Below are 23603 nucleotides of genomic sequence, written 5' to 3' on the forward strand. Positions count from 1 at the left end.
TGCGACGTTCAAAGACAGCTATAACTCATTGTAGTTATTCGTTTTTCTTATAAATCTACAGCTCTGATATGCTTTCCGGCCGCAGGCGGAGATAGCACCATGCAACTCATTGATATCGGCGTCAACCTGACCAACCCCAGTTTCGACGACAAGCACCAGGCCGTTCTCGACCGCGCCTACGCCGCCGGCGTGCAGCAATTGGTACTCACCGGCACCAGCGTCGACGGCAGCGAACAGGCTCTGGAACTGTGCGTCAACCTCGACGAAAGCGGCCAACGCCTGTTCAGCACCGCAGGCATCCACCCCCACTCCGCCAGCGACTGGAACGGCGACAGCGCCCAGCGTTTGCGCGGTTTACTCAGCGAAAGCCGCGTACGTGCCGTGGGCGAATGCGGCCTGGATTTCAACCGGGATTTCTCACCGCGCCCGCAACAGGAAAAAGTCCTGGAAGAACACCTGGCCCTGGCCGTCGAGCTAAAGCTCCCGGTATTTCTCCATGAGCGTGACGCTAACCAACGCCTGCTGGAGATCCTCAAGGACTACCGCGACCACCTCACCGCCGCCGTAGTGCATTGTTTCACCGGCGAACAGGCGGCGCTGTTCAGCTACCTCGACCTCGATTTACACATTGGCATCACCGGCTGGATATGCGACGAGCGCCGTGGGACGCACCTGCACCCACTCGTCAAAGAAATTCCCCGGGGCCGCCTGATGCTGGAAAGCGATGCGCCTTACCTGCTGCCGCGCACCCTGCGCCCCAAGCCGAAAAACGGTCGTAACGAACCGGCTTATCTGACGGAAGTACTGCGCGAAGTCGCCCTGCACCGCAACGAAAGCGCGCAAGACTTGGCCGACCACAGCACTGCCTGTTCACGCGCTTTTTTTGGGTTGCCGACCTTGGATTGATGCGGCGCATTGACCCATGTCAAAACCGGTTTTCTGAGTAGCGGCACAATAATGGCACCTTGCCAATGCTGTTTCCGCTATCAGAGAAAACCTTACATGGGTGCCTGGCTTAGCAATATCTCGCTGAAGTACAAATTCTGGGCCGTCAACGCGGTCGCCTTCATCACCACCCTGCTGCTGGTGCTGTACGCCGTGCAGCTCGAACAACAAGCGCGCAGCACAGCCTCCCAGGTTTCGGCGCAGGCCCAGGGCCGATTGCTGGGGGCCTGGCCAACCAACCAGCCGCTCCCCAAGGACGCGCATTGGCTGACGTTTGCCCGAGGCCAAGTCCCACAGTTGGGCGATTTGGATCTGTCAGCCCTGAGCACCACCACCGGCTGGGTCGAACTCAATCACATGCCGCTGTTTGGCGAAAATCCATTGATAGGCGCTGAAGTCATTGCCCGCCCGGATGGGCAATACATTGGCGTACTTGCCTACGCGCCAAGCTTGAGCCAGGTCTTCAGCGACCGCTTCGCTAATTACGCTGTGGCTGTCGCAATCCTGATGCTTGTGATGCTTGGCGCTTCGCAACTGCTGATCCGCTTCCTGCTCAGTCAGCTCAACACGCTCAAGGATGTCATGCTGCACGTGGAGAAAACCGGCGACCTGTCGGCCCGCGTCCCCCTGGCCTGCAAGGATGAAGTCGGCCAGATGGCCAGCGCGTTCAATGCCATGCAGGCTGGCTACCAGCGCGTGGTCAGCACCGTGGCGCGCACCGCTCGGCAACTGGACGAAGGCGCTGCACGTCTGGCCAGCAGCATGAATGAGGTGCAGCACGGCATGCTCGGCCAGCAAAGCGAAACCGACCAGGCCGCCACGGCCATCAACGAGATGACCGCCACCGTCTACCACATCGCCCAACATGCTGGCGCCACGCGAGATTTGTCCCAATCCGCCGACACCCTCGCCGGTAGCGGCCAGGAAGTGGTGACTCGGGTAAGACACTCGATTGCCGGACTCTCCAGCGGCGTGCAACAAACTGCCGTAATGATCCAGAAGCTTGCTGAAGACAGCCAGAAAATCAACGGTGTGGTCAGCGTGATTCACAGCATCGCCGAACAGACCAACCTGCTCGCCCTCAACGCCGCTATCGAAGCTGCCCGCGCTGGAGAAATGGGCCGTGGCTTCGCAGTAGTCGCCGACGAAGTGCGCAATCTGGCCAAGCGCGTGCAAAGCTCCACCGACGAGATCACCCGTATGGTTTCAGCGCTACAAGCCGGTACCCGCGACGCGGTGGACTTTATGCAGGAAAGCTCGTTCAAGGCCGACGACTGCGTGCAACAAGCCCAGGAAGCCGGTGCCGCACTCGCCGAAATCACCGGTGCCGTGGCGCAGATGCGTGAAAGCAACACTCAAATCGCCGTTGCCGCCGAACAGCAAAGCCATGTGGCCGAAGAGATGAACCGCGCAGTGGTCAGTATCCGCGATGTGACCGAGAACACCGTGCAACAAACCGTGGATTCGGCAACGACCAGCAATGAACTGGCGACGTTGGCAGGGGAGTTGAGCAAGGCGATTGGGCAATTGAAACTGTAGGACTGGCTATGAGCCCCATAGCGAGCCCCAATTCGCCCACGCGCCCGCCCCCACCTAAACTCTCTCCATGTTGTTTCAACGGACAGAGGAATCACCATCATGGGCAAACGTCATCCCAATCTCCCCGCCTGGCAATGGCATAGCTACCCGCAGACGCACCAGCACCCAACGAACCTGGCCTTGAACCTGATCGCCGTGCCGCTGTTTATCGTTGGCTTTCTATTGATCGTTTCTGGGGCCTTTAGTCTGAGCCTGGCCAGTTTCGCCGTTGGCGTAGTCGGCATTCTGGCCGGCATGGCATTGCAGCGTCATGGTCACAGCCTGGAAGCCCAGGCGAGTCAGCCGTTCAGTGACCGCAAACAGGCGGTGAGCGCCTGGTAATTGAGCAGCTCGTGACCTCTGCGCGCGTTGTGTCAAGCAGTGGCGGGCGGCGCGCCTGGCGCCAGCGCCATCTGCACTGATGCTTAAGCGAATACCACAACAGTCTGGCGGCTGATAGCAATCAATCCGCCAGTAGGGCTCCACAGCGCAGCGGCAGCATGGCCGTAGCCGTCGCGGGCGTGTTCGATGTTGACGCAGTACTGACACCAATCGAGGGTGGTCAGATCCTGCAACGGTTGGATGAATTCGATGGTCCAGGTCAGGGTGCTGCCCGGTGCCGGTTTCTTCAGGTGCGGCAGCAATGCCGGCGGCCAGGCGTCGACCAGGGCGAGGATATGCGCCTCGGTCAACGGCTCTTCTTTCACATCCCCACGCAGGCGAACCCAGCCCCCCATTTCGCGGGACTTATTACCGGTGAATGGCAGGCCGCCGACGCTCCAGCGCATTGCCAAGTGACGCATAAATTCAGGCGTCACGCCCTTGATATAGGGCAACTCCTGGCACTCTTCCCAGTGTTTGAACACCGGCGCCGCGTCGCTTGCCACATCTATCTCTGACTCACGGGATGCGCCGAAACTGGCTTGCACCAGGGTCGCCACTTCACCGTTCTGAACGACGCGGCCTAGCAACTGACTGACTGCCTTGCCTTCGCGCAACACTTCGACTTGATAACTGGCGGGCACATCGGGCGCCACCGGCCCCACGAAGGTTATTGCCAACGACCGCAATGGTCGATCCGCAGGCACTTGGGCACGCAGTGCTTCGTATTGCAAAGCGGCGACCAGCCCGCCAAACGTCGCGCGACCTTGGGCCCATTCGGCGGGGATGGTGACATCCAGCGGGTGGCTACGGGCAGCGTCGAGCAAATCACTAAAGCGCATGGCGACCTCAGGTCAAAGGAAACAGATGAGGGATCTTAACCATCGTGCAGGTGAGGTACAGCGCGTATTCCGGCCAAAAACCGGACCGATTCAGAAACAATCCGCGCTGAGCTTGTCCAGCACCCGATCCGCCTGTCCCTCGGCTTTCGCCATGGTTTTGTGCCATACCGCCACACACGGTTGCAGATCCGCTTGATGTTCAGCCTGGGCCAGCCACTGCCAGCAATCATGCCAATCGCCCAGGGCACCTTGGGCTTTCTTCAGGCGCGACATGGCATTAGCGGGCAGTTTGTCCAGTTCCGGATACGCCTCGGCCGCATAACGCACGCGCTTGATCAACAAACGCAGACGGTGGCGATCATGGCCGGGATCCTTGAGGGCTTCACCGAGGGTTTTCCATTGCTTGGCCAGCCGCTTCTCGATGCGCGAGCGCAGGCCTTTGAGCAATTTCTGATGTTGGGAGGCGCGAATAAAGCGTGGGAAAGCATCCAGAATCTGCAGCAAGTGCGCCAACTCCGGACTTTGCGCTACCTGGCGATACGCATCGGGCTGTAGGCGCAGACGCCGATCTGCCGCTTCGTGATGACCATGCTGATGCAGATAAGCAGCCAGCACTTCACGATCACGCAGGGGGGTGGTCAATCGGCCAACGGTGCTGGCAGCCAATTCGAGCTGTTCGACGCCTGGCAACCCACGCAAGGGTCGCAACAGGCTGCGCAGGCGCCGCACGGTGGTGCGCAAGTCATGCAGCGCTTCATCGTCGGTGACGGCGGCGAGGCGAGCCTGGCAGCTCAGCAACCCTACTTCCAGGCCAATGACCTGAGCGACTAACTGATCAACCAACGCTGACATCCTGCCCCCGCCTTTTGATGAAAAATCCTACTTGCTGCCCATGGCTCAACGCCCGGCGCGCGACTCACGAATATAGAACCGTGCCTTCTCAGCCTTATTGGAGCAGCCTTCAAACGCTTCAAACTGTTGCTGTGTCTTCGCACCGGTCAAGAGGGACAACGCCTTGGAATAGCTGACGGTACCGGCGAAACCTTCGGCCTTGGCCAGGTCCAGTTCTTTCCAGGCAGCGTCCAATTGCGCGCCGCAGCTGTCGCGGTAAGCGGTTTTCCCGGCACAACCGGCCAGGGCCAACAGAATCACAGGCACACACATCCAGGCTTTCATCAATGACACCTCAAAATAAAGAAAAACAGTCGTACGGTTGTAGACGTTGCCTACAACAAAAAGTGCCTTGTCCTTAGCCTGAAATCGATAGTACCTATTGCCAGAGCATACCCGAGCCTACTCGCTATTCTGGAAAAATATTACGCAGTTCAGCGAAGATTGAAGCGGCCCCCTCAATGGGTGCATTGTGGGGACCTGCCGATCAAAGGATATGGACCATGAAGAAACGTGTTGCCTTGGTGCTGGGCTCCGGTGGAGCCCGGGGCTACGCCCATATCGGAGTGATCGAAGAAATTGAACGGCGCGGCTATGACATTGCCTGTATCGCTGGCTGTTCCATGGGCGCGGTGGTGGGTGGGATCTACGCCGCGGGCAAGCTGGACGAGTATCGAAACTGGATTGAAAGCCTTGATTACCTCGACGTGCTGCGTCTGGTGGACGTGAGTTTTCGCCTGGGAGCGATTCGTGGCGAGAAGGTCTTCGGACAGATCCGCAAGATCGTCGGCGAGATCAATATCGAGGAGCTGCGCATTCCCTACACGGCCGTGGCCACCGACCTCACCAACCAGCAGGAAATCTGGTTTCAGGAAGGCTGTCTGCATCAGGCCATGCGCGCTTCGGCCGCAATTCCCAGCCTGTTCACCCCAGTGATGCAAGGTAACCGCATGCTGGTGGACGGCGGCCTGCTTAACCCACTGCCTATCGTGCCGGTGGTGTCGAGCCATTGCGACTTGATCATCGCAGTCAACCTCAACGCCACCAACCAGAAACACTACCAATTGCCGGTGATCCAACGTCCGCCGGCGTTCAAGAGCCGCTTCAACAGCTTGGCGAAATCACTCGGCTCGCACCTGCCGTTTCGTCGTAAGCAAGCCGAGCAGTTAATGAAGCTGGAGCAGGAAGCGTTGCAGGCCCAGGCGGCCGAGATCAACCCTTGGCTGGATTCGGCTGAGCCCGAGTCCCAACAACCCGCCGCTGCGCCGGAAAAACCCGGGGCGCCGAAGTCGGCGACCGGTTCGTTCATCATTGATAACGTGGGGCCGGCGTCGTTGCTGGACCTGATCAACCAGAGTTTTGAGGTGATGCAGACGTCATTGGCTCAGTACAAAATTGCGGGCTATCCGCCGGATGTATTGATCAACGTGCCGAAGCGGGTGTGCCGGTTTTTCGAGTTCTACAAGGCGCCGGAGTTGATCGCTTTGGGGCGCGAAATTGCCAGCGATACGTTGGACCGCTATGAAAGTGAACAGCCCTGAGTGCTTCGACAGGCGCCAGACTCTAACCGCCTAACAACCGATACCCGACCCCCGCCTCGGTCACGATAAAGCGTGGCTGAGTCGGATCATCCGCCAGTTTTTGGCGCAGATGGCCCACCACAATCCTCAGGTAGTGACTGTCCTCGGTATGGGTCGGCCCCCAGATATCCTTGAGCAGTTGCTGCTGGGTGATCACCCGTCCTGAGTGCCGCGCCAACTGCGCCAACACGGCATATTCCTTTCGAGTCAGCGCCACTTCGACACCGTCCAGCAGCACACGGCGATAGGCCAGATCGACCGTCAGCGGGCCGAAACTCAACGCCGCTTCCTGCGCCTCACCTGCGGGCGCCTGGCGCAGGAGCGCGCGAACCCTGGCGAGAAACTCCTGGATTCCAAAAGGCTTGGTCACATAGTCATTGGCGCCGCCGTCGAGGGCTTGGACCTTTTGCCCTTCGCTGGCGCGCACCGACAGCACCAATACCGGCACCGTCGACCACTCGCGAAACTCACGCAGCACTTGCTGGCCGTCCATGTCCGGCAAGCCTAGGTCGAGCACCAGCAAGTCCGGCTTGCTCAAGGCCGCCTGGGCCAAGCCTTCGTTTCCGGTGCCCGCCTCGATCACTTTGTAACCCTGGGAGGCCAGGCTGATGCGCAAGAACTTGCGGATCTGCGGTTCGTCATCAATGACCAAAATCGTCGCGGTCTGGCTCATGGTGTCCCATCAAAATCCGTGGAGAAAAGAGGGTAGCTCACGACTCAGGCTCCAGGCCAGGCTGTGCAGGCAATGGAAGGAACAAGGTGATGCAGGTGCCGCGCCCTTCAATGCCATCGGCCACGCTGATATGCCCACCGTGCGCCCCGACCATCCCCTGGCAGATCGCCAAACCCAGGCCGGTGCCCTGCCCGCCCCGATCACCGCGCGCAGCGGTGTAGAACATATCGAAAATCTTCGCGCGCTCATCCTCGGGGATGCCCGGCCCCTCATCGGCTACCGCGAAAAACAGTTGCTTATCCGACACGCCGGCACTCAATTGCAAACGTCCCTGAGGGGGTGAAAAGCGTGCGGCGTTCTCCAGCACATTGACCAGCGCCTGTTCGATCAGCGCCGCATGCACATACAGCAACGGCAGCTCAGGCGGCACCTCGGTGCTCACCTGCAATGGCGCCAGTACCGCACGCAAACGGCCAAGGGCGCTGCCGACGATATCGCCCGGCGACACCCAATCACGCGCCAGCTTGAGGGCGCCATGGCCCAAGCGAGTCATGTCCAACAGGTTCTGGATATAGCGATCGAGGCGCTCGGCTTCATCGCGCGTGCCTTCCAGTAATTCGCGACGGTCCTCCAGGGGAATGGCTTCACCCAACGCCAGCAGGCTGTCGATACTGCCGCGCATGGACGTCAGCGGCGTACGCAAATCGTGAGACACCGACGCAAGCAAGGCACTGCGCAGTTGCTCGGTTTCGCCGTGCAGGCGTGCGGATTCTAGCTCCTGCGCCAACTGCGCACGGGCCAGGGCCTGGGCCAGAGGCTGACTCAGAGCAGTTAGCAAGCGGCGGCGCTGACCGCTCAACGCCTGGCCCGGTTTGGCACTGACACCGAGCAAGCCCAGCGGACCTTCCTCGCCCGACAACGGCCACCACCACCAGCGCCCAAACGGCAACGTGCCGGTGCCCATGCCCGCGGGTTGGTCATGTTGCCAGGCCCAATCGGCGGCGGCGCGTTCGGCTTCGCTGAAGGTCAGCGGGCCGCCGGTTTCGATCTTCCAACCACCCTGTCCATCGCGATTGACCAGGCACAGGTCCAGGTCGTTCCAACCTTCAAGGTGATGGGCCGCCGCGCTGACCACGGCCTGGCGGTCAGTGGCGGCGGTGAGTTTGCGTGACAGGTCAAGCAGCTCGCTGGTTTCCTCCTGGGTATCGCGCAACGCCTGCAATTGTCGACGCTGACGCGCCGCGAGGTTGCCGGTGAGCGCTGCCATCAGCAGGAAGAACAGCAGGGTCAGCACATCTTCTTCACGCTGGATGGAGAAGGAAAAATTCGGCGGAATAAACAGGAAGTCGTAGGTCAGAAATGATAAAGCCGCGCAGACCAAGGACGGCCCCAGGCTACTGCGCACCGCGACCAGCAATACGGCAGCAAGAAACACCAGCGAGATATTCGGCAACGGCAACACACTGGACACCGCCCAGGCCACGCCGGCAGCAATCACCGTCGCCACCACCGCCAAAAAGTAGTCGAACCACACCAGCCCGCGGACCTGCGGCAAGCGCGGCGGCGCGGGAGTATCGTCACTGTCGAGCACGTTGATTTCCAAGCCGCGCGCATTGCGCAGCAGACGCGCCGCCAGGCCTCCACCGAATAAACGACGGCGCCAGCGCATCCGTGACTGTCCCACCAACACCAGGCTGGCGCGGCGTTCGCCGGCGTGCTGGATCAAGGTTTTGGCCACCTCCCCCGCCCGTAGCAACACGACTTCCCCGCCGAGACGTTCGGCCAACTGCTGGGCGTTTTGCAGGCGCAGACGCGACTGCTCATCCCGTGCCCGGCCGTTATCGATATGCACCAGGCTCCACGGCAAATGTCGACGCTGCGCCACACGACTGGCATGCCGCACCAGGCGTTCGGCCTGCGCGTCGCCATCCACACCCACCAACAAGCGGCCGCGCACCGCCGGCGCGGCCTGGCCGAGCTGGCGATAGCCCTGGGCCAAGTCGTCATCGACATGGGCTGCGGCGGTCTGCATCGCCAGCTCGCGCAGGGCCATCAGGTTGGTCTGGGTGAAAAACGCATCGATGGCCGCACGGGCCTGTTCCGGGACATAGACTTTGCCGTCGCGCAGGCGCTCCAGCAGCTCGCGGGATGGCAGGTCGATCAGCAGCAGTTCGTCGGCCTCTTGCAGTACCCAGTCCGGCAGCGTTTCACGCACCTGCACGCCGGTGATCCCGCGCACTTGGTCGTTGAGGCTTTCCAAGTGCTGAACGTTGACCGTGGTAAACACGTTGATGCCCGCAGCGAGCAGTTCCTGAATATCTTGCCAGCGCTTTTCATGGCGGCTGCCGGGCGCGTTGCTGTGGGCCAGTTCGTCCACCAGCACCAGCTTGGGCTTGGCCGCGAGCAGGCCGTCGAGGTCCATTTCTTCGAGCATCACACCGCGATATTCGCTGCGCAGCAACGGTTGCTGTGGCAGGCCGGCTAGCAAGGCTTCGGTCTCGGCGCGGCCGTGGGTTTCCACCACACCGGCGACCAACTTGACGCCTTGGCGCAGTTGGGTGTGGGCCGCCTGCAGCATGGCGTAGGTCTTGCCTACGCCGGGTGCGGCACCGAGGAAGACTTTGAGCCGGCCACGACCATTACGGGGTAGATCGGCTAGCAGGGCATCGGCGCGGCCGGAGTCGCTCATGCGGGCAGTGTCCTTCAGGTGATGATGTAATCGGGCAAGTGAAGATCAACTGTGGGATCAGAGTTTTTCCAGCGCCATGTTCAGCGCCAGTACATTCACTACCGGTGGCCCCACCAATGGGCTTTCGATGTGCTCATCCAACAGCCGTTGCAAGGTCGACACCGGCACATTCCGCGCCGCCGCTACCCGCACCAGTTGATAGGCAATCGCCTGGGGTGGCAAGTGTGGATCAAGACCGCTGCCAGAGGTAGTCAGCGAGGCCAAAGGTACCGGGCCCTGACCTGGCACCAGCTGTTTATTTGCGTCATCGAATACGCGGGTGGCTAACGCTGGGTTACTCGGGCCAAGGTTACTGGCGCTGCTGGACACCGTCGCAAAGGCGCCCGCCGATGGACGCGGGTGAAACCAGCTGTCGCCGGTAAAATCCTGGGCGATCAGGCTGGACCCGCGCACCTTACCATCGGCGTCGCGTACCAGGCTGCCGTTGGCCTGATCGGGGAATGCCACCTGGGCGACGCCGGTCACCACCAATGGGTAGGCGACGCCGGTGATCAGGGTCATGAGCACTAAAAGGCTCAGGGCTGGACGGATGATGTTGGACATTTCAGGTTCCTCAATTCGTTGGATACAGCGACCTTGGTCGCAGTGGGGCTGCTTCGCAGCCCTGCGCGGGGCAAGCCCGCTCACTACAAGGTCTGGCTTATACGAGGTGCAGGGCGGTCAACAGCATGTCGATGGCCTTGATACCCACGAACGGCACCAACAACCCACCCAAGCCATAGATCAACAGGTTGCGCCGCAGCAACGCCGCTGCACTCGCTGCCTGCACGCGCACACCGCGCAATGCCAACGGGATCAACACCACGATGATCAACGCGTTAAACACAATGGCCGACAGGATCGCGCTCTGCGGACTCTGCAAGTGCATGACGTTGAGCACGCCGAGTTGCGGATAGATCGAGGCAAACAGCGCCGGCAGAATCGCAAAGTATTTGGCCACATCGTTGGCGATTGAAAAGGTGGTCAGCGCGCCACGGGTCACCAGCAATTCCTTGCCGATCTGCACCACGTCCAGCAGCTTGGTAGGGTCGCTGTCGAGGTCGACCATGTTGGCGGCCTCACGGGCGGCTTGAGTGCCGTCGTTCATCGCCATGCCCACGTCGGCCTGCGCCAGTGCCGGGGCGTCGTTGGCGCCGTCGCCGCACATTGCCACCAGGCGCCCGTCGTTCTGCTCATGACGGATACGTGCGAGTTTTTTCTCTGGCGTGGCTTCGGCCAGCACGTCATCCACGCCCGCCTCAGCGGCAATCGCAGCAGCCGTCAGCGGGTTGTCGCCAGTGACCATCACGGTGCGGATGCCCAGTTTGCGTAGCTCGGCGAAACGTTCGCGGATGCCGGGCTTGACCACGTCCTTCAAATGAATCGCACCAAGCAGCTTGCCATCGGCGCACACCAGCAAAGGCGTGCCGCCGCTCTGGGCGATCTTATCGATTTCCCGCGACAGCGCAGGTGCAAGGTCCTGACGCTGCTGGCCGATAAATGCCAGCAGCGAATCCACCGCGCCTTTGCGGTACACGCGGCCCTGGAAGTCAACGCCGGACAAGCGGGTTTCAGCGCTGAACGGCACGGCGGTCAACTCGTCCTGGGAAGGCTCGGCCTGAGGGTGCAAGGCGCGCAGGTATTCAACGATGGATTTGCCTTCCGCCGTATCGTCCGCCAGGGACGCGAACAGCGCGCCTTCGGCCACCTCGCGGCCACTGACGCCGGGCGCCGCGACCACCGCCGCACACCGGCGATTACCAAAGGTGATGGTGCCGGTCTTGTCCAACAGCAACACATGTACGTCCCCGGCTGCTTCCACAGCACGGCCGGACTTGGCGATCACATTGAGGCGTACCAGGCGGTCCATGCCGGCAATGCCGATGGCCGACAACAAGCCGCCAATGGTCGTGGGAATCAGCGTCACAAGCAGTGCGACCAGAAACACCAAAGGCAAGCTGCCATTGGCGAAGTGGGCGAACGGCTGCAACGTTACGACCACCAGCAGGAAGATCAGCGTCAGGCCGATCAGCAGGATATCCAGCGCGACTTCATTGGGGGTCTTCTGGCGCTTGGCACCTTCTACCAAGGCAATCATGCGGTCCAGGGTAGACTCACCAGGGTTGGCGGTGATGCGGATCATCAGCCAGTCCGAGACCAGCCGGGTGTTGCCGGTAACGGCCGAGCGGTCGCCGCCAGACTCACGGATCACCGGGGCGGATTCGCCAGTGATCGCCGCTTCGTTAACCGCCGCGATGCCTTCGATCACCTCGCCGTCACCGGGGATCATTTCCCCTGCGGCAACCCGCACCACATCACCCTTACGCAGGCTGGTGGCCGGCACGACCTTGAAGCTGCCATCGGCTTCCTTGCGCCGAGCACTCAGACCTTCACTGCCTGCCTTGAGGCTGTCGGCGCGAGCCTTGCCTCGCCCTTCGGCCAAGGCTTCGGCGAAGTTGGCGAACAGCACGGTGAACCACAACCACACGGCGATCTGCACGGCAACGAAGGTCGGCACGGAAGTGTCGGGTACGAAGCACAGCACCGTGGTGAGGATCGCAGTCAGTTCGACCACCAGCATCACCGGCGAGCGTTTCAGTTCGCGCGGGTCCAGCTTGACGAACGCCTGGACCAGCGCCGGGCGCCACAGAGCAGAGATAGCGGTTTTGGCAGGCTCCTGGGGTTTGACCGGGGCCGCGTTTTTTGCAGGCATATTCATGTTCATATCCCTTCTCAGAAGCCCATGCTCAAGTGTTCAGCGATCGGACCCAGCGCCAGCGTCGGCAGGAAAGTCAGGCCGCCCACCAGCAAGATGGTTACGGTCAACAGAGCCACGAACAGCGGGCCGTGGGTGGGGAAGCTGTTCTGGCCAATCGGTGCGCTCTTTTTCATCGCCAGGCTGCCGGCCAGGGCCAGTACCGGCAGGATGTAGCCAAAGCGACCGATCAGCATGCCCAGGCCGAGCATCAGGTTATGGAACGGCGTGTTGGCACTGAAGCCGCCAAACGCAGAGCCGTTGTTGGCACTGGCGGAGGTGTAGGCATAAAGCAACTGGCTGAAGCCATGGGGACCAGGGTTACTGATAGCGCCGGCCGGGCCTGGCAGGCTGGCGGCAATGGCGCCGAGCACGAGCACGCCGACTGGCATCACCAGCAAGGTCACGACGAGCAACTGTACTTCCTTGGCCTGGAGTTTCTTGCCCAGGTATTCCGGCGTACGGCCGATCATCAGGCCAGCCAGGAACACCGCGATCAACACGTTAAGCAACATCCCGTACATACCGGCGCCGACGCCGCCAAAGATCACTTCGCCGACCATCATGTTGACCAGCGCCACCATCCCGCTGAGGGGGCTGAGGCTGTCCTGCATGCCGTTGACCGAACCGTTGGACGCCGCGGTGGTGGTCACTGACCACAGCACCGTGCCAGTGGTGCCGAAGCGCGCTTCCTTGCCTTCCAGCGGCGCGGTTTGCTCTACGGCCGGGTTGTTCAGGGTCGGATTGGGCTGATACTCGGACCACAGTGAAGTCGCGCCGCCGATCAGGAACAGCGCCAGCATGCAGCCAAGAATGGCGCGGCTTTGGCGCAGGTCTTTGACGTAATGGCCGAAGGTGAATACCAACGCCACCGGGATCAGGATGATGGACGCCACCTCAAACAGGTTGGCCCAGGCAGTCGGGTCTTCAAAGGGATGCGCCGAGTTGACGCCGAAAAAACCACCGCCGTTGGTGCCCAATTGCTTGATCGCAATCTGGCTGGCCGCCGGGCCCAGGGGGATCACCTGATCCACGCCTTGCATCGTCACGGCATCAACGTAATGGGCGAACGTCTGCGGCACGCCCTGCCACACCAGGAACAACGCCAGCACCAGGCACAACGGCAACAGGCCGTAGAGGGTAGCGCGGGTCATATCGACCCAGAAATTACCCAATGTCTGGGCAGATTTGCGACCGATCCCACGGCACAAAGCGACCAGGACTGCCAGCCCAGTGGCCGCACTGACGAAGTTCTGCACCGTCAGGCCAGCCATCTGGCTGAGGTAGCTCAGTGACGCCTCACCGCTGTAGGACTGCCAGTTGGTGTTGGTCATGAAACTGACCGCAGTGTTGAAGGCCAGCGTCCACTCCTGCCCCGGCAATTTCTGCGGATTGAGCGGGAGATAGTCCTGGAACATCAGGATCGCGAACAACAGCAGGAAACCCGCGAGGTTGAATGCGAGCAACGCCAGCATGTACTTCTGCCAGCTCTGCTCCTGCTGCGCGTCGACACCCGACAGGCGATAACAGGCTTTTTCGACAGGCCCCAGCACCGGGCTCAGCCACGTGCGCTGGCCTTCCATCACCTTGTAGTAGAACCGCCCCAGGAACGGTGCCGGCACCAATACCACGGCAAAGAAGGCGATGATCAGCCAATAGTCATAACTGTGCATGGCCAGCTCCTAGTTCCGATCCGCGCGTAACAGCGCAACCAGCAGATAAATAAACAGCGCCACGGCCAATAGCAGTGACACTCCGTCCAGAACACTCATGGAAGTCTCTCCGTTCAGCGGCGAGTGCCGCGTGTGGGGCAATTGTCCGCAGGAGTGGCGTAAAGGAACGAGTGCGAGGGTACGGGCGGGGCGTAAAGAAGGCGTAAAGAGTGGCTTTATGCGGGGTTTACACTGCGGGTTTCCAGCGTCTGGGCAGGCGTTATCGGGAGCAAGCCCCCTCCCACACTTGACCGAGTTGTCATGCCGAGCGCCAGTCAACCTGTGGGAGGGGCTTGCTCCCGATAGCGTCGGCACCGTCACCGCCGCACCTATCTGGTGCGACACCGGCAAATTTCAAACGCCAAACCATCCCCCAGACGACAGTTGCGCGCCTTTACGACAATGATTCTCAAGCTGGCATGGCCGCTGCAACACCTTGAATCATTCCAAACCGTTCAGGGAGCAACACATGAACACACAACTCAAACCCACCCTAGGCACCCTGCATTTATGGGGCATTGCCGTCGGGCTGGTGATCTCCGGTGAATACTTCGGCTGGAGCTATGGCTGGGGCGTGGCCGGAACCTTGGGCTTCCTGGTGACCTCGTTGATGGTCGCCGCAATGTACACCTGCTTTATCTTCAGTTTCACCGAGCTGACCACCGCGATTCCCCATGCTGGCGGACCGTTTGCCTACAGCCGTCGTGCATTTGGGGAGAAAGGCGGTTTAATCGCCGGTCTTGCCACCCTGATCGAATTTGTCTTCGCGCCGCCTGCCATTGCCTTGGCCATCGGCGCTTATCTGAATGTGCAGTTCCCTGCGCTGGACCCGAAGCACGCTGCCGTCGGTGCCTATATCGTGTTCATGGGCCTGAACATCCTTGGCGTGAAACTCGCCGCGACCTTTGAGCTGGTCGTGTGCGTGCTCGCCGTCGCAGAGCTGCTGGTGTTTATGGGCGTGGTCGCCCCGGCATTCAGTTTCAGTAACTTCGCCCTGAATGGATGGGCCGGTTCCGATACCTTTGGCGCCCCAGCGATTGCCGGGATGTTTGCCGCAATTCCGTTTGCGATCTGGTTCTTCCTTGCCATCGAAGGCGCAGCCATGGCGGCTGAAGAAGCGAAGGATCCGAAGCGCACCATTCCGAAGGCCTACATCAGCGGCATCCTGACCTTGGTGATCCTGGCCATGGGCGTGATGTTCTTTGCCGGCGGCGTGGGTGACTGGCGCACCCTGTCGAACATCAACGACCCGCTGCCGCAGGCCATGAAAACCGTGGTGGGCGAGAGCTCCGGCTGGTTGCACATGTTGGTGTGGATTGGCCTGTTTGGCCTGGTAGCGAGCTTCCACGGCATTATCCTGGGCTACTCGCGCCAGTTCTTCGCCCTGGCCCGCGCCGGTTACTTACCGTCTTTCCTCGCCAAACTGTCGCGTTTTCAGACACCGCACCGGGCCATCATCGCCGGTGGTGTGGTCGGCATCGCCGCCATCTACAGCGACGGTCTGATCAACCTGGGCGGCATGACTCTGACTGCAGCGATGATCACCATGGCGGTTTTCGGCGCCATCGTCATGTACATCATGAGCATGCTCAGCCTATTCAAACTGCGTAAAACCGAACCGCTGCTGGAACGCACCTTCCGCGCGCCGGGTTACCCGATCGTGCCAGGCATTGCGTTGGTGCTGGCGGTGGTGTGCCTGGTGGCCATGGCGTGGTTCAACACACTCATCGGCTTGATCTTCCTGGGCTTTATGGCGGTAGGTTTCATCTACTTCCAACTGACCGCACAAGACCGTGCCGATGCGCCAGCGGACGCAATGTTGACTGGGCTCTAAGGTTTACGAGGCAGAACGGGCTTACACTGAACTACTCAGAAAGCCCGTAACTCAAAGCAGTTATTACCGTGGGAAAATTCTCCCACAGCAATCTGCCTCAAGGAGAGCCTTATGCCGTGGTATGCGTGGTTGATTATGGTGGTCGCGATTGGGTCGATCGTCGGTGGGCTGATGATGCTGCGAGACAGCGCCAACAAGGTGGAACTCACCGACGAGCAACGCAAACGCGTGGCCGAACGCAACGCCCAGGCGGACGCCAAGGATTCTCAGGATCGCTAGTTAGGCTTACTCCCAATCCGCCTTGGCAATATGCAACCCGTGCTGCCCTTTGTAGGCAGCACGCTCCGGCTGGCTCCAGCCGCTCAGCAATTGATCCTCCAACTTGTAGATCTCGACGCCCAGCGGACGACATACCGTCAGCGGATCCTGTGCGTCCGGCCCCCACATCGGCAGCGACAGATCTCCACCCGGGCAGGTCGACAGTGCACACAGCAAATCAATCTCGGCAAAGAACTCCAGGTAATCACCCTTCTGCGCCGGACACGCCTTCATGAAGTACATGTCGTCGTGATTCAGGCCGGTGCACTGGAAAATATTCAACACGTCATGCACGTCGAATTCCGTAAGACCGTGGGGCAGCACCGCGCGAGTGAGGTTCGAATGGCAGTGGTGATGGAAATCCTCACCGGTCAGCATCCGGTTCACGTAGGGATCGCAGCGCGTGCCGAGTAAGTCGTGGAGGCGCCCGCCGTGCTCGTCGATACCATAACTGGCCAGGCTGTCATCGGTGATGGTCACCAACGGTCGCAGAAACGGCAGGTTCGACCACAGTCGGTCATGGGTGCTGACATGGGCGCCCTGCAATTGGCGGGTGCGCGATGCCCAAAGACGTTCCCGCGGGTCGTGGGCGTTCCAGACGTTAAAGTCACCCACCTGCGGGCCCACTGGCGTAGTAACACGAAACACATGCCCCGCCGGTACCTTCCAGGCCCTGCCTGTTCGAATAGGCACCTCAAACTGTTCGATCAAGGTGCGTTGATCCGCCCGGTCACGAATGCGCTCGTAAAACGCCGTGTCGACCTGCAGCGCCGAGCCTTTGCTGACCTGATAAGCGGCCGGATAATCTTTGTACATGGTGCAAATCCTCGATCAGGGGTGGGTAAACAACGCCAACGACAGGCGTTCGGAATCTTCCAGGTACAAGCTCATCGCCTCCCCTGCCGCGGGTTTATTCGCCTGGACCAATAACGCGTAAATCTCGCGGTCACGCTCAAGCCAAGGTGACTGAAAACGCTGCTCATCGGGCGCCGCACAAAACACAAGGCGTAGCTGGGCGATGACCCGGGCGAAAAACTCATCGAACAAGGGGCTGCGCATCAACCCGACGATGTGCTGATGGAACAACAAACTGTGGGTGGCCACGGCACGCCAATCTTCGCGCTCACGGGCCAGGGTGGTGGCGTCGATGGCGTTTTGCATGCGTTCAGATTGATCGTCCGTCAACGCTTTGCTTTGTGCGATGGCCTGCAATTCCAGTGTGCGGCGGACAACAAACAGATCGCGAACTTCCTCCCGCTCCAATCGCCGGACCATCACACCCTTGTTGCGCACATAACGGGTCAAGCCCTCCTGCCCCAAACGGTGGAGGGCTTCGCGAATCGTATTGCGCGACGCACTGTAGGCCGTGACCAAATCCGCCTCGACCAGGGCCATACCCGGCAATAACCGCCCGCTGATGATGTCGGCACGCAGCTCCAAAGCAATCTGGTCTGCTAAAGACATATTGGGTGTCATCATCGCCTCATGATTGTTGAACAATCTTCTGTCTGGAGGTAATCACGTTTCATGCCAACCTCCAGAACGGGCGATATGGGTGTAAAAAGTTAAGGTTGGTTAAAATGCCAGCCTGTGGCTTGAGCCGCCTTATACGTTGTTTACATCGTCACAAAACCCAAACTCACCCATGCATCATCAAGGAAGCGCCCGGCCTTCACAGATCAGCTGCGGACCTGGACGCCCATCGCGACAACCTGTTCAGTCAGCAAAGACCGCTGGATGTATTTGTCGACAACTACCTGTCGGAACGGCACATGTCCTCCCCCGGACCACGGCTTCCCGCTGCCAACAATGTTTTCCGAGATAGATCTGAGCGACCAGCCCAGTGCGATAACGAACCCTATCGACGTAAGACTTGAGCAAATTGAAACGGCGCTGGGAGATGGGTGTTGCGGCGCAGAGAGGCTGGGGAAGATGTCGACACTGGTAGGCGCATAAGTCCTTGCCAGGAGAGTCTAAGACCCACAATTGGTGAGGTGGAACATAGACGTGGTGCGGGGGAACGTGAAGCGCGGAACTCACAGAAGAAAGAGGCCGATCAATGACCGGCCCCTTGGAGCTTAGTTGATCACCAGCCTGTCGCGGTTCTTCTCCAACAGCGCCTTGCCGATACCCTTCACTTCCAGCAACTCATCCACCGCCGTGAATGGGCCATTGCTTTCGCGGTAGGCGATGATTGCCTTGGCTTTGGCAGCGCCAATACCGAACAGATCCCGACGCAGGGTCTCGGCGTCTGCGGCGTTAAGGTTGACCTTGGCGGATTGCTCGGCCTTGGCCATCTGAGCGCTGATAGGGGTTGGGGCTTCAGGCTTGATGGAAGGGGCTGCGGTGCTGGCGACGGAGAGGGTTGTAAGAACGGCGAAAATCAGCGAAGAGATGTAGGTGTTCTGCATTGGTGACGCTCCATGACATCGTTGAAAGAAAAGCAGCTTTTCCGAAGCTGCTTTTCAAACGTAGGTGATGTTGGAAATTCGTCAAAAACGGTTGAGTAACAGAGTATTAAATCAAGGCTCGAGACGGCGTTGCTGGTAAATCCAATCGACGATCTCTCCGTCTGGGGAGTAGCCGCTGACGGTGTCGCGCAGGAGTTGACGGACGCGGGCGTAGTCGTCTTGATCCACGGCAGCCAATAAGTCCGAGAGCTTGCCTTTAAGCACTTCCCAAGACAGATGATCTTCGTTGGCGCTCATGATCATGGGGTGTTGAGTGGCGACCACGTTGTCGCCGATGAGTAACTCTTCGTAAAGCTTTTCGCCGGGGCGCAGGCCGGTGAACTCAATCGAGATGTCACCTTGAGGGTTCTCGTCAGAACGCACACTGAGCCCGGATAGATGCACCATCTTTTTTGCGAGCTCGACAATTTTCACCGGCTCGCCCATGTCCAACACGAATACATCCCCACCCTGCCCCATGGACCCAGCTTGAATGACCAGTTGGGCCGCCTCCGGGATCGTCATGAAATACCGCGTGATTTTCGGATGGGTAACCGTCAGGGGACCACCGGATTTGATCTGTTTGTGAAACAACGGAATGACTGAGCCCGAGGAGCCCAGAACGTTGCCGAAACGAACCATAGTGAAGCGGGTTTTGTTGACGCGGGAGATATTCGCCTTATCACCGAACAATACCGGGGCGAGTTCTCGACTCAGGGCTTGCAGCGTCAATTCCGCCAGCCGTTTGGTGCTCCCCATGATGTTAGTTGGACGTACGGCCTTGTCAGTCGAAATCAATACAAAGTTGGCCACACCAGACTGAAGTGCAGCTTGCGCCGTATTGAGCGTGCCAATGACATTGTTCAACACGCCTTCAGCGATATTGTGCTCTACCATCGGCACATGCTTGTAAGCAGCTGCATGATAGACAGTGTCTACATGCCAGGTTTTCATAACATCGAGCAACTTGCCTTGGTTACGTACTGACCCGAGTATCGGCAGAAGTTTTACCGGCAAAGATTCGCGAGTAATACGTTGCTCCAACTCAGACAAAATGGTGTACAGGTTAAATTCGCTATGGTCGAACAATAATAACGTAGTAGGTTTGAGGGATATAATCTGCCGGCAGAGTTCTGAACCAATTGACCCACCTGCCCCCGTAACCAGTACAACCTGACTTTTAATACAGTGTTCAAGCAGTTCGCCTTGGGCTGGGATTGCATCACGTCCTAGCAAGTCTGCAATATCGACCTCCTGGATATCGTCGACCTTGACGCGTCCGCTGGCCAGATCCATGAAGCCGGGAACACTGCGAACGTGCAGAGGGAAACCTTCAAGAAAGGACAGGATTTCACGCCGCCGACCACGATTGGACGAGGGGATGGCCAAGAGAATTTCCTGAACACCTGTCGCGTCGATCATTTGTTGAATATGCCGGGGTTTATAAACATGCAAACCCGAGATAACACGATCAGAAATCCCGGGATCGTCGTCGATAAACGCCACAGGACGCATAACACGCCCCATGCGCAATGCGGCGACCAATTGGTTACCGGCAGACCCAGCACCGTAGATAGCGACTTTGATCAAGCCGTCATCACGATTTGTAAACGGCACATGCTGGGTGGCGGTGAACCAATCCCCAAGGAAATATTGACGCATCCCCAGGCGCAGGCCGCCAATCATGATCAGGCTTAGCCACCAATAATTGAAAACAATCGAACGCGGGACGACGTTCTGATGGTTGCTATACCAGTAAACCACCAGCGCCAGGATCAACGATGACAGGCTGACTGCTTTGATGATCGCGATCAGCGCATCATTACCGAAATAACGCATAACCGCCCGGTACATACCGAATCGCACAAACAAGGGAATGGCAACGATAGGTGCAGCAATGAACAGCCATAAATGCTGTCTGACCGGATTGATCATCTCGTCGATGCCCAGGCGCACGACAAAAGCCATCCACAACGCGGCCCACACCACCACGATGTCAGTCAGCACCTGTAGAACGCGCTTATAACGCCTTGGTAGGCCAAGTAGCAGCGTGCGCAGCCGATCCATCCTTACTCTCCAAAGTTACATCTGCCTGAAAAAAAGGCAGGGGTGGCCTCACTATCAGACTACCTTAATTCGCATCTGCGCCTTAATGACAATCAGGGCGTATTGGCTGGCTCTAAAGAACCCGCATTAAACTTTATTGCCAACCAGACCAACGGTACATAACCAACAACCAAGCCTAGAACCCCATCTAAATCAAGCAACACTACAGCCAGGGCCACCGGAAGGAGCCAGAAAATATTAATACACGCAACAGCCAGCGTGACCGGCCGGTGCCTGCCGATCTGCCGGGAAGCAAACTGATAGGCGTGACTGCGATGCGCTTCGTAAACCTTGTCCCCACGCAACAGCCGACGTATCAACGTAAAGGTAGCATCGACAATAAACACTCCCAGCATTATCAGCCATGCCCAGAACAACTGAGGCGATATAAGACACGCCTGTAAAGAAAACGCCCCCAGTATGATGCCGATAAAACCACTCCCTGCATCGCCCATGAAGATTCGCGCAGGAGGGAAGTTCCAATACAAAAAACCTACTACCGCCATGCTGAACACCAGCGGCGTCCAGACCAGTTGTGCATGCCCAGCCACGCCATAAACGACACACATTCCCAGGCAAGCACACAACGCCTCGATGCTTGCAATACCATCGATACCGTCCATGAAGTTGTAGAGATTTAGTAACCACACCAAATAAAGCACAGCCAGGAAGTTGCCTAGCCAACCCAGGTCAATCAAATGCCCGAAGATCTTTAGCGGCGCCAGGCCTTGAAGGAAAAACAATACCCATACCGCTGCAAGGAAATGGCCAAGCAATCGCCAGCGCGCTGCGATATGCCCGTGGTCATCCATGAACCCCAGAACGGCAACGCCCAGGCCAGCCCCCAACATGCCCCACGCCCATGACCAGGGAATAAGGTCCGCAAAAGCGAGCACAGGCACAGCAGCGAGAAAGCTGATCACAATCGCGACGCCACCGCCTCTGGGCGTGGGTACTGAATGTGAGCTACGGGCGTTCGGAGTATCGATCAAGCTTGCTGACAATGCATAACGGCGCAGCTGCCACGTCAACAGAAGGGAAATGCCCGCCAGGACAGGGAGCAACCAGAGAAAATTCATCGTTTATTCGTATCCAGATAATGTCGAGCTGCGCCATTCAGAGCTTGATCAACGCTGACACGAGGTGCCCACCCCAACAGCGAGCGGGTCTTGCGAATATCGACCTGCAGCGTTCCGCACAGGCGCTGAGAGAGCCCCGACATGCGGAATAGCTTAGCGACGAACGTCAAAAAGCGCGAAGGAATGGGAATCAAGCGGGCGGGTGCGTGTAATGCATGTGCCAACCTGCGCAATAGTTCAGTCGTAGAAAGGTCTTCACCGTCACTGACGAGAAAGACTTGATTGCTGGCAGCAGGGTGATCCAGGCAAGTAACAATCAGATCCGATACGTTTTCAAGCGCGACAAGGCTGCGTTTGTTATGTATGGCGCCCAAAGGCAACGGGATTCCCTTGGACAGAAAACGCATCATGTTCAAAAAGTTTGCTTTTACTCCGGGGCCATAGATAAGCACTGGCCGGATGATGACGATATCCATCTCGACGGCCTCAGCGAGTAGTAGAAGCCCCTTTTCGGCTTCCCATTTAGACAGGCCATACGCGTCAGCCGGGTTCGGCTCATCATCGGCGCAGAACGGTGTGCCAGCCGGCGACACTTCACCGTTGACCTTGATCGAACTGATAAAGACAAAACGGCGAACGCCGGCGGCGGCGGCCTCCCTTGCCAGGTGCAAGGTAGCTTTAACATTGATGTCACGAAAAGCTTGTAGCGGATCAGCAGAATCGTCGGTCGTTATGTGCACACGAGCAGCGCAGTGGACAACAACATCCACACCCGCCAATGCCTGCCCCCATGCGGTCGTCGAATCAATATCGCCCATGACATGGGCCGAAACGTCGCTATCTAACCTTGTCGCGGCGGTACGCACGGAGGCAGACAGGCGATACTTCTTATCTGATTGCAAACGGCGGATCAGATCTTTACCCAAAAAACCGGTAGCTCCGGTAATAAAGATATGGTCCATCAGTTCTTTGTCCCCGAGCGCTTTAGGTATTCCAGCAATTTGAATGGAATTTTACTCAGCACCATAAGCAAGTTGGTGTATATCCCATTACGCTTGCACGCCAGAACAATTTCCCGATTTAGTTTCAGACTACTTTTTATACCGGAGGTACTGACGCCGCCCGAGCGCATGCGAACCAGGACCTTATCAATATGCGAAAATCTGAGTTTTTTAATCAGGAGCAGGCGAACAAACATCTCGTAATCTGCGGAGATGGCGTACAACATGGAATAAGCGCCAACGTCGGCGTAAGCCTCTTTGCGTACAAATGTACCTGGATGGGGAGGCATCCACCCAAACCGCAGCTTCCACGAGCGAAAATGTGAAGCGCTATAGACACGCGTGACCCGCTGCAAGTCCTCAGGATTTACAAAAACAACATCACCAAAGACGAGCGCACTTTCTGGATTCAGACGAAACGCGGCTGCAACGCTCTCTAACGATGTAGGACTTTCATAGAAATCGTCGGAGTTGAGAATGCCGATAACATCACCCGTGGCCAACGCGATACCTTTGTTCATAGCGTCGTATATGCCGCGATCCGGCTCACTCACGATGGTTGCGATAGACGCAGCATATTCACCAACAATACCCATCGTATTGTCCTTTGAACCACCATCTATAACTATATATTCGACATTCAAATACGTCTGAGCCAATACGGACTCAATAGTATCCCTGATCGTTTTTTCGCTGTTGTAGGAGACCGTGATAATCGAAATTTTCAACA

21 protein-coding genes and 1 pseudogene are annotated in these 23603 nt (G+C 58.6%); 6 read left to right on the forward strand and 16 right to left on the reverse strand.

Annotated features, from left to right (window positions below):
* Positions 1–99: 99 nt before the first annotated feature.
* The 3 genes and pseudogenes from AB4N82_RS01825 (at position 100) to AB4N82_RS01835 (ending at position 2945) form a co-directional block, all read left to right on the forward strand.
* A complete protein-coding gene (locus tag AB4N82_RS01825; RefSeq protein ID WP_032888971.1) occupies positions 100–906 on the forward strand; it encodes a TatD family hydrolase in 807 nt (268 codons plus the stop codon).
* A gap of 96 nt (positions 907–1002) precedes the next feature.
* On the forward strand, positions 1003–2484 hold the full coding sequence (locus AB4N82_RS01830) for a methyl-accepting chemotaxis protein (protein ID WP_099601452.1): 1482 nt from the start codon (positions 1003–1005) through the stop codon (positions 2482–2484).
* A 99-nt stretch (positions 2485–2583) separates the two neighbouring features.
* Positions 2584–2945 (forward strand): annotated as a pseudogene (locus AB4N82_RS01835) (DUF962 domain-containing protein).
* Positions 2946–2948: 3 nt separating this feature from the next.
* Here AB4N82_RS01835 and AB4N82_RS01840 read toward each other — a convergent pair.
* The 3 genes from AB4N82_RS01840 to AB4N82_RS01850 all read right to left on the reverse strand — a co-directional run bounded on the left by AB4N82_RS01840 (position 2949) and on the right by AB4N82_RS01850 (position 4922).
* Complete coding sequence (locus AB4N82_RS01840) at positions 2949–3746, reverse strand: acyl-CoA thioesterase (protein ID WP_032888968.1); 798 nt, start codon at positions 3744–3746, stop codon at positions 2949–2951.
* 90 nt (positions 3747–3836) lie between these two features.
* Positions 3837–4598, reverse strand: a complete 762-nt coding sequence (locus AB4N82_RS01845; RefSeq protein ID WP_095184210.1) for a CHAD domain-containing protein — start codon at positions 4596–4598, stop codon at positions 3837–3839.
* 45 nt (positions 4599–4643) lie between these two features.
* Positions 4644–4922 carry a hypothetical protein gene (locus tag AB4N82_RS01850; protein WP_032888964.1) on the reverse strand — a complete coding sequence of 93 codons (279 nt, stop codon included), beginning with the start codon at positions 4920–4922 and terminating at the stop codon, positions 4644–4646.
* Positions 4923–5140: 218 nt separating this feature from the next.
* Here AB4N82_RS01850 and AB4N82_RS01855 point away from each other — a divergent pair, with 218 nt between their 5' ends.
* Entirely contained in the window at positions 5141–6178 is a 1038-nt protein-coding gene (locus tag AB4N82_RS01855) for a patatin-like phospholipase family protein (protein WP_032888962.1), read from the forward strand.
* A 22-nt stretch (positions 6179–6200) separates the two neighbouring features.
* On the opposite strand, the gene AB4N82_RS01860 is transcribed toward AB4N82_RS01855, so the two are convergent.
* From AB4N82_RS01860 to kdpF, 6 genes are all read right to left on the reverse strand, one after another.
* A complete protein-coding gene (locus AB4N82_RS01860) occupies positions 6201–6890 on the reverse strand; it encodes a response regulator (protein ID WP_032888961.1) in 690 nt (229 codons plus the stop codon).
* A 37-nt stretch (positions 6891–6927) separates the two neighbouring features.
* The gene (locus AB4N82_RS01865) at positions 6928–9579 is read right to left on the reverse strand and encodes a sensor histidine kinase (protein ID WP_122755783.1); all 2652 of its coding nucleotides are present in this window, start codon (positions 9577–9579) and stop codon (positions 6928–6930) included.
* 57 nt (positions 9580–9636) lie between these two features.
* Complete coding sequence (kdpC, locus tag AB4N82_RS01870; RefSeq protein WP_095184208.1) at positions 9637–10182, reverse strand: potassium-transporting ATPase subunit KdpC; 546 nt, start codon at positions 10180–10182, stop codon at positions 9637–9639.
* A gap of 97 nt (positions 10183–10279) precedes the next feature.
* Complete coding sequence (gene kdpB / locus AB4N82_RS01875) at positions 10280–12337, reverse strand: potassium-transporting ATPase subunit KdpB (protein ID WP_206073119.1); 2058 nt, start codon at positions 12335–12337, stop codon at positions 10280–10282.
* 14 nt (positions 12338–12351) lie between these two features.
* A complete protein-coding gene (gene kdpA / locus AB4N82_RS01880; protein WP_122764957.1) occupies positions 12352–14046 on the reverse strand; it encodes a potassium-transporting ATPase subunit KdpA in 1695 nt (564 codons plus the stop codon).
* A gap of 9 nt (positions 14047–14055) precedes the next feature.
* Positions 14056–14145 (reverse strand): K(+)-transporting ATPase subunit F, encoded by a 90-nt coding sequence (gene kdpF, locus AB4N82_RS01885; RefSeq protein WP_003218754.1) that lies wholly within the window; start codon positions 14143–14145, stop codon positions 14056–14058.
* Positions 14146–14554: 409 nt separating this feature from the next.
* Between kdpF and eat the strand changes: the two genes are divergently transcribed.
* Both eat and AB4N82_RS01895 read left to right on the forward strand, forming a co-directional pair.
* Complete coding sequence (eat, locus tag AB4N82_RS01890; RefSeq protein WP_095184207.1) at positions 14555–15919, forward strand: ethanolamine permease; 1365 nt, start codon at positions 14555–14557, stop codon at positions 15917–15919.
* 111 nt (positions 15920–16030) lie between these two features.
* Positions 16031–16198 carry a DUF2897 family protein gene (locus tag AB4N82_RS01895; RefSeq protein WP_081797766.1) on the forward strand — a complete coding sequence of 56 codons (168 nt, stop codon included), beginning with the start codon at positions 16031–16033 and terminating at the stop codon, positions 16196–16198.
* Positions 16199–16204: 6 nt separating this feature from the next.
* On the opposite strand, the gene AB4N82_RS01900 is transcribed toward AB4N82_RS01895, so the two are convergent.
* The 7 genes from AB4N82_RS01900 to AB4N82_RS01930 all read right to left on the reverse strand — a co-directional run bounded on the left by AB4N82_RS01900 (position 16205) and on the right by AB4N82_RS01930 (position 23601).
* Positions 16205–17053 (reverse strand): urea carboxylase-associated family protein, encoded by an 849-nt coding sequence (locus AB4N82_RS01900; RefSeq protein ID WP_122764956.1) that lies wholly within the window; start codon positions 17051–17053, stop codon positions 16205–16207.
* Between the two features lie 15 nt (positions 17054–17068).
* On the reverse strand, positions 17069–17713 hold the full coding sequence (locus tag AB4N82_RS01905; RefSeq protein ID WP_099601447.1) for a GntR family transcriptional regulator: 645 nt from the start codon (positions 17711–17713) through the stop codon (positions 17069–17071).
* 602 nt (positions 17714–18315) lie between these two features.
* Entirely contained in the window at positions 18316–18648 is a 333-nt protein-coding gene (locus AB4N82_RS01910) for a ComEA family DNA-binding protein (protein ID WP_032888945.1), read from the reverse strand.
* A gap of 111 nt (positions 18649–18759) precedes the next feature.
* Positions 18760–20754 carry a polysaccharide biosynthesis protein gene (locus AB4N82_RS01915; protein ID WP_032888943.1) on the reverse strand — a complete coding sequence of 665 codons (1995 nt, stop codon included), beginning with the start codon at positions 20752–20754 and terminating at the stop codon, positions 18760–18762.
* A 92-nt stretch (positions 20755–20846) separates the two neighbouring features.
* Positions 20847–21872 (reverse strand): MraY family glycosyltransferase, encoded by a 1026-nt coding sequence (locus tag AB4N82_RS01920; protein WP_032888941.1) that lies wholly within the window; start codon positions 21870–21872, stop codon positions 20847–20849.
* Positions 21869–22834, reverse strand: a complete 966-nt coding sequence (locus AB4N82_RS01925; protein ID WP_122764955.1) for a UDP-glucose 4-epimerase family protein — start codon at positions 22832–22834, stop codon at positions 21869–21871. The genes AB4N82_RS01920 and AB4N82_RS01925 overlap by 4 nt, the downstream gene beginning before the upstream one ends.
* The gene (locus AB4N82_RS01930) at positions 22834–23601 is read right to left on the reverse strand and encodes a glycosyltransferase family 2 protein (protein ID WP_032889292.1); all 768 of its coding nucleotides are present in this window, start codon (positions 23599–23601) and stop codon (positions 22834–22836) included. The genes AB4N82_RS01925 and AB4N82_RS01930 overlap by 1 nt, the downstream gene beginning before the upstream one ends.
* Positions 23602–23603 lie beyond the last annotated feature (2 nt).

Source organism: Pseudomonas sp. H1_D04, from assembly GCF_054683855.1.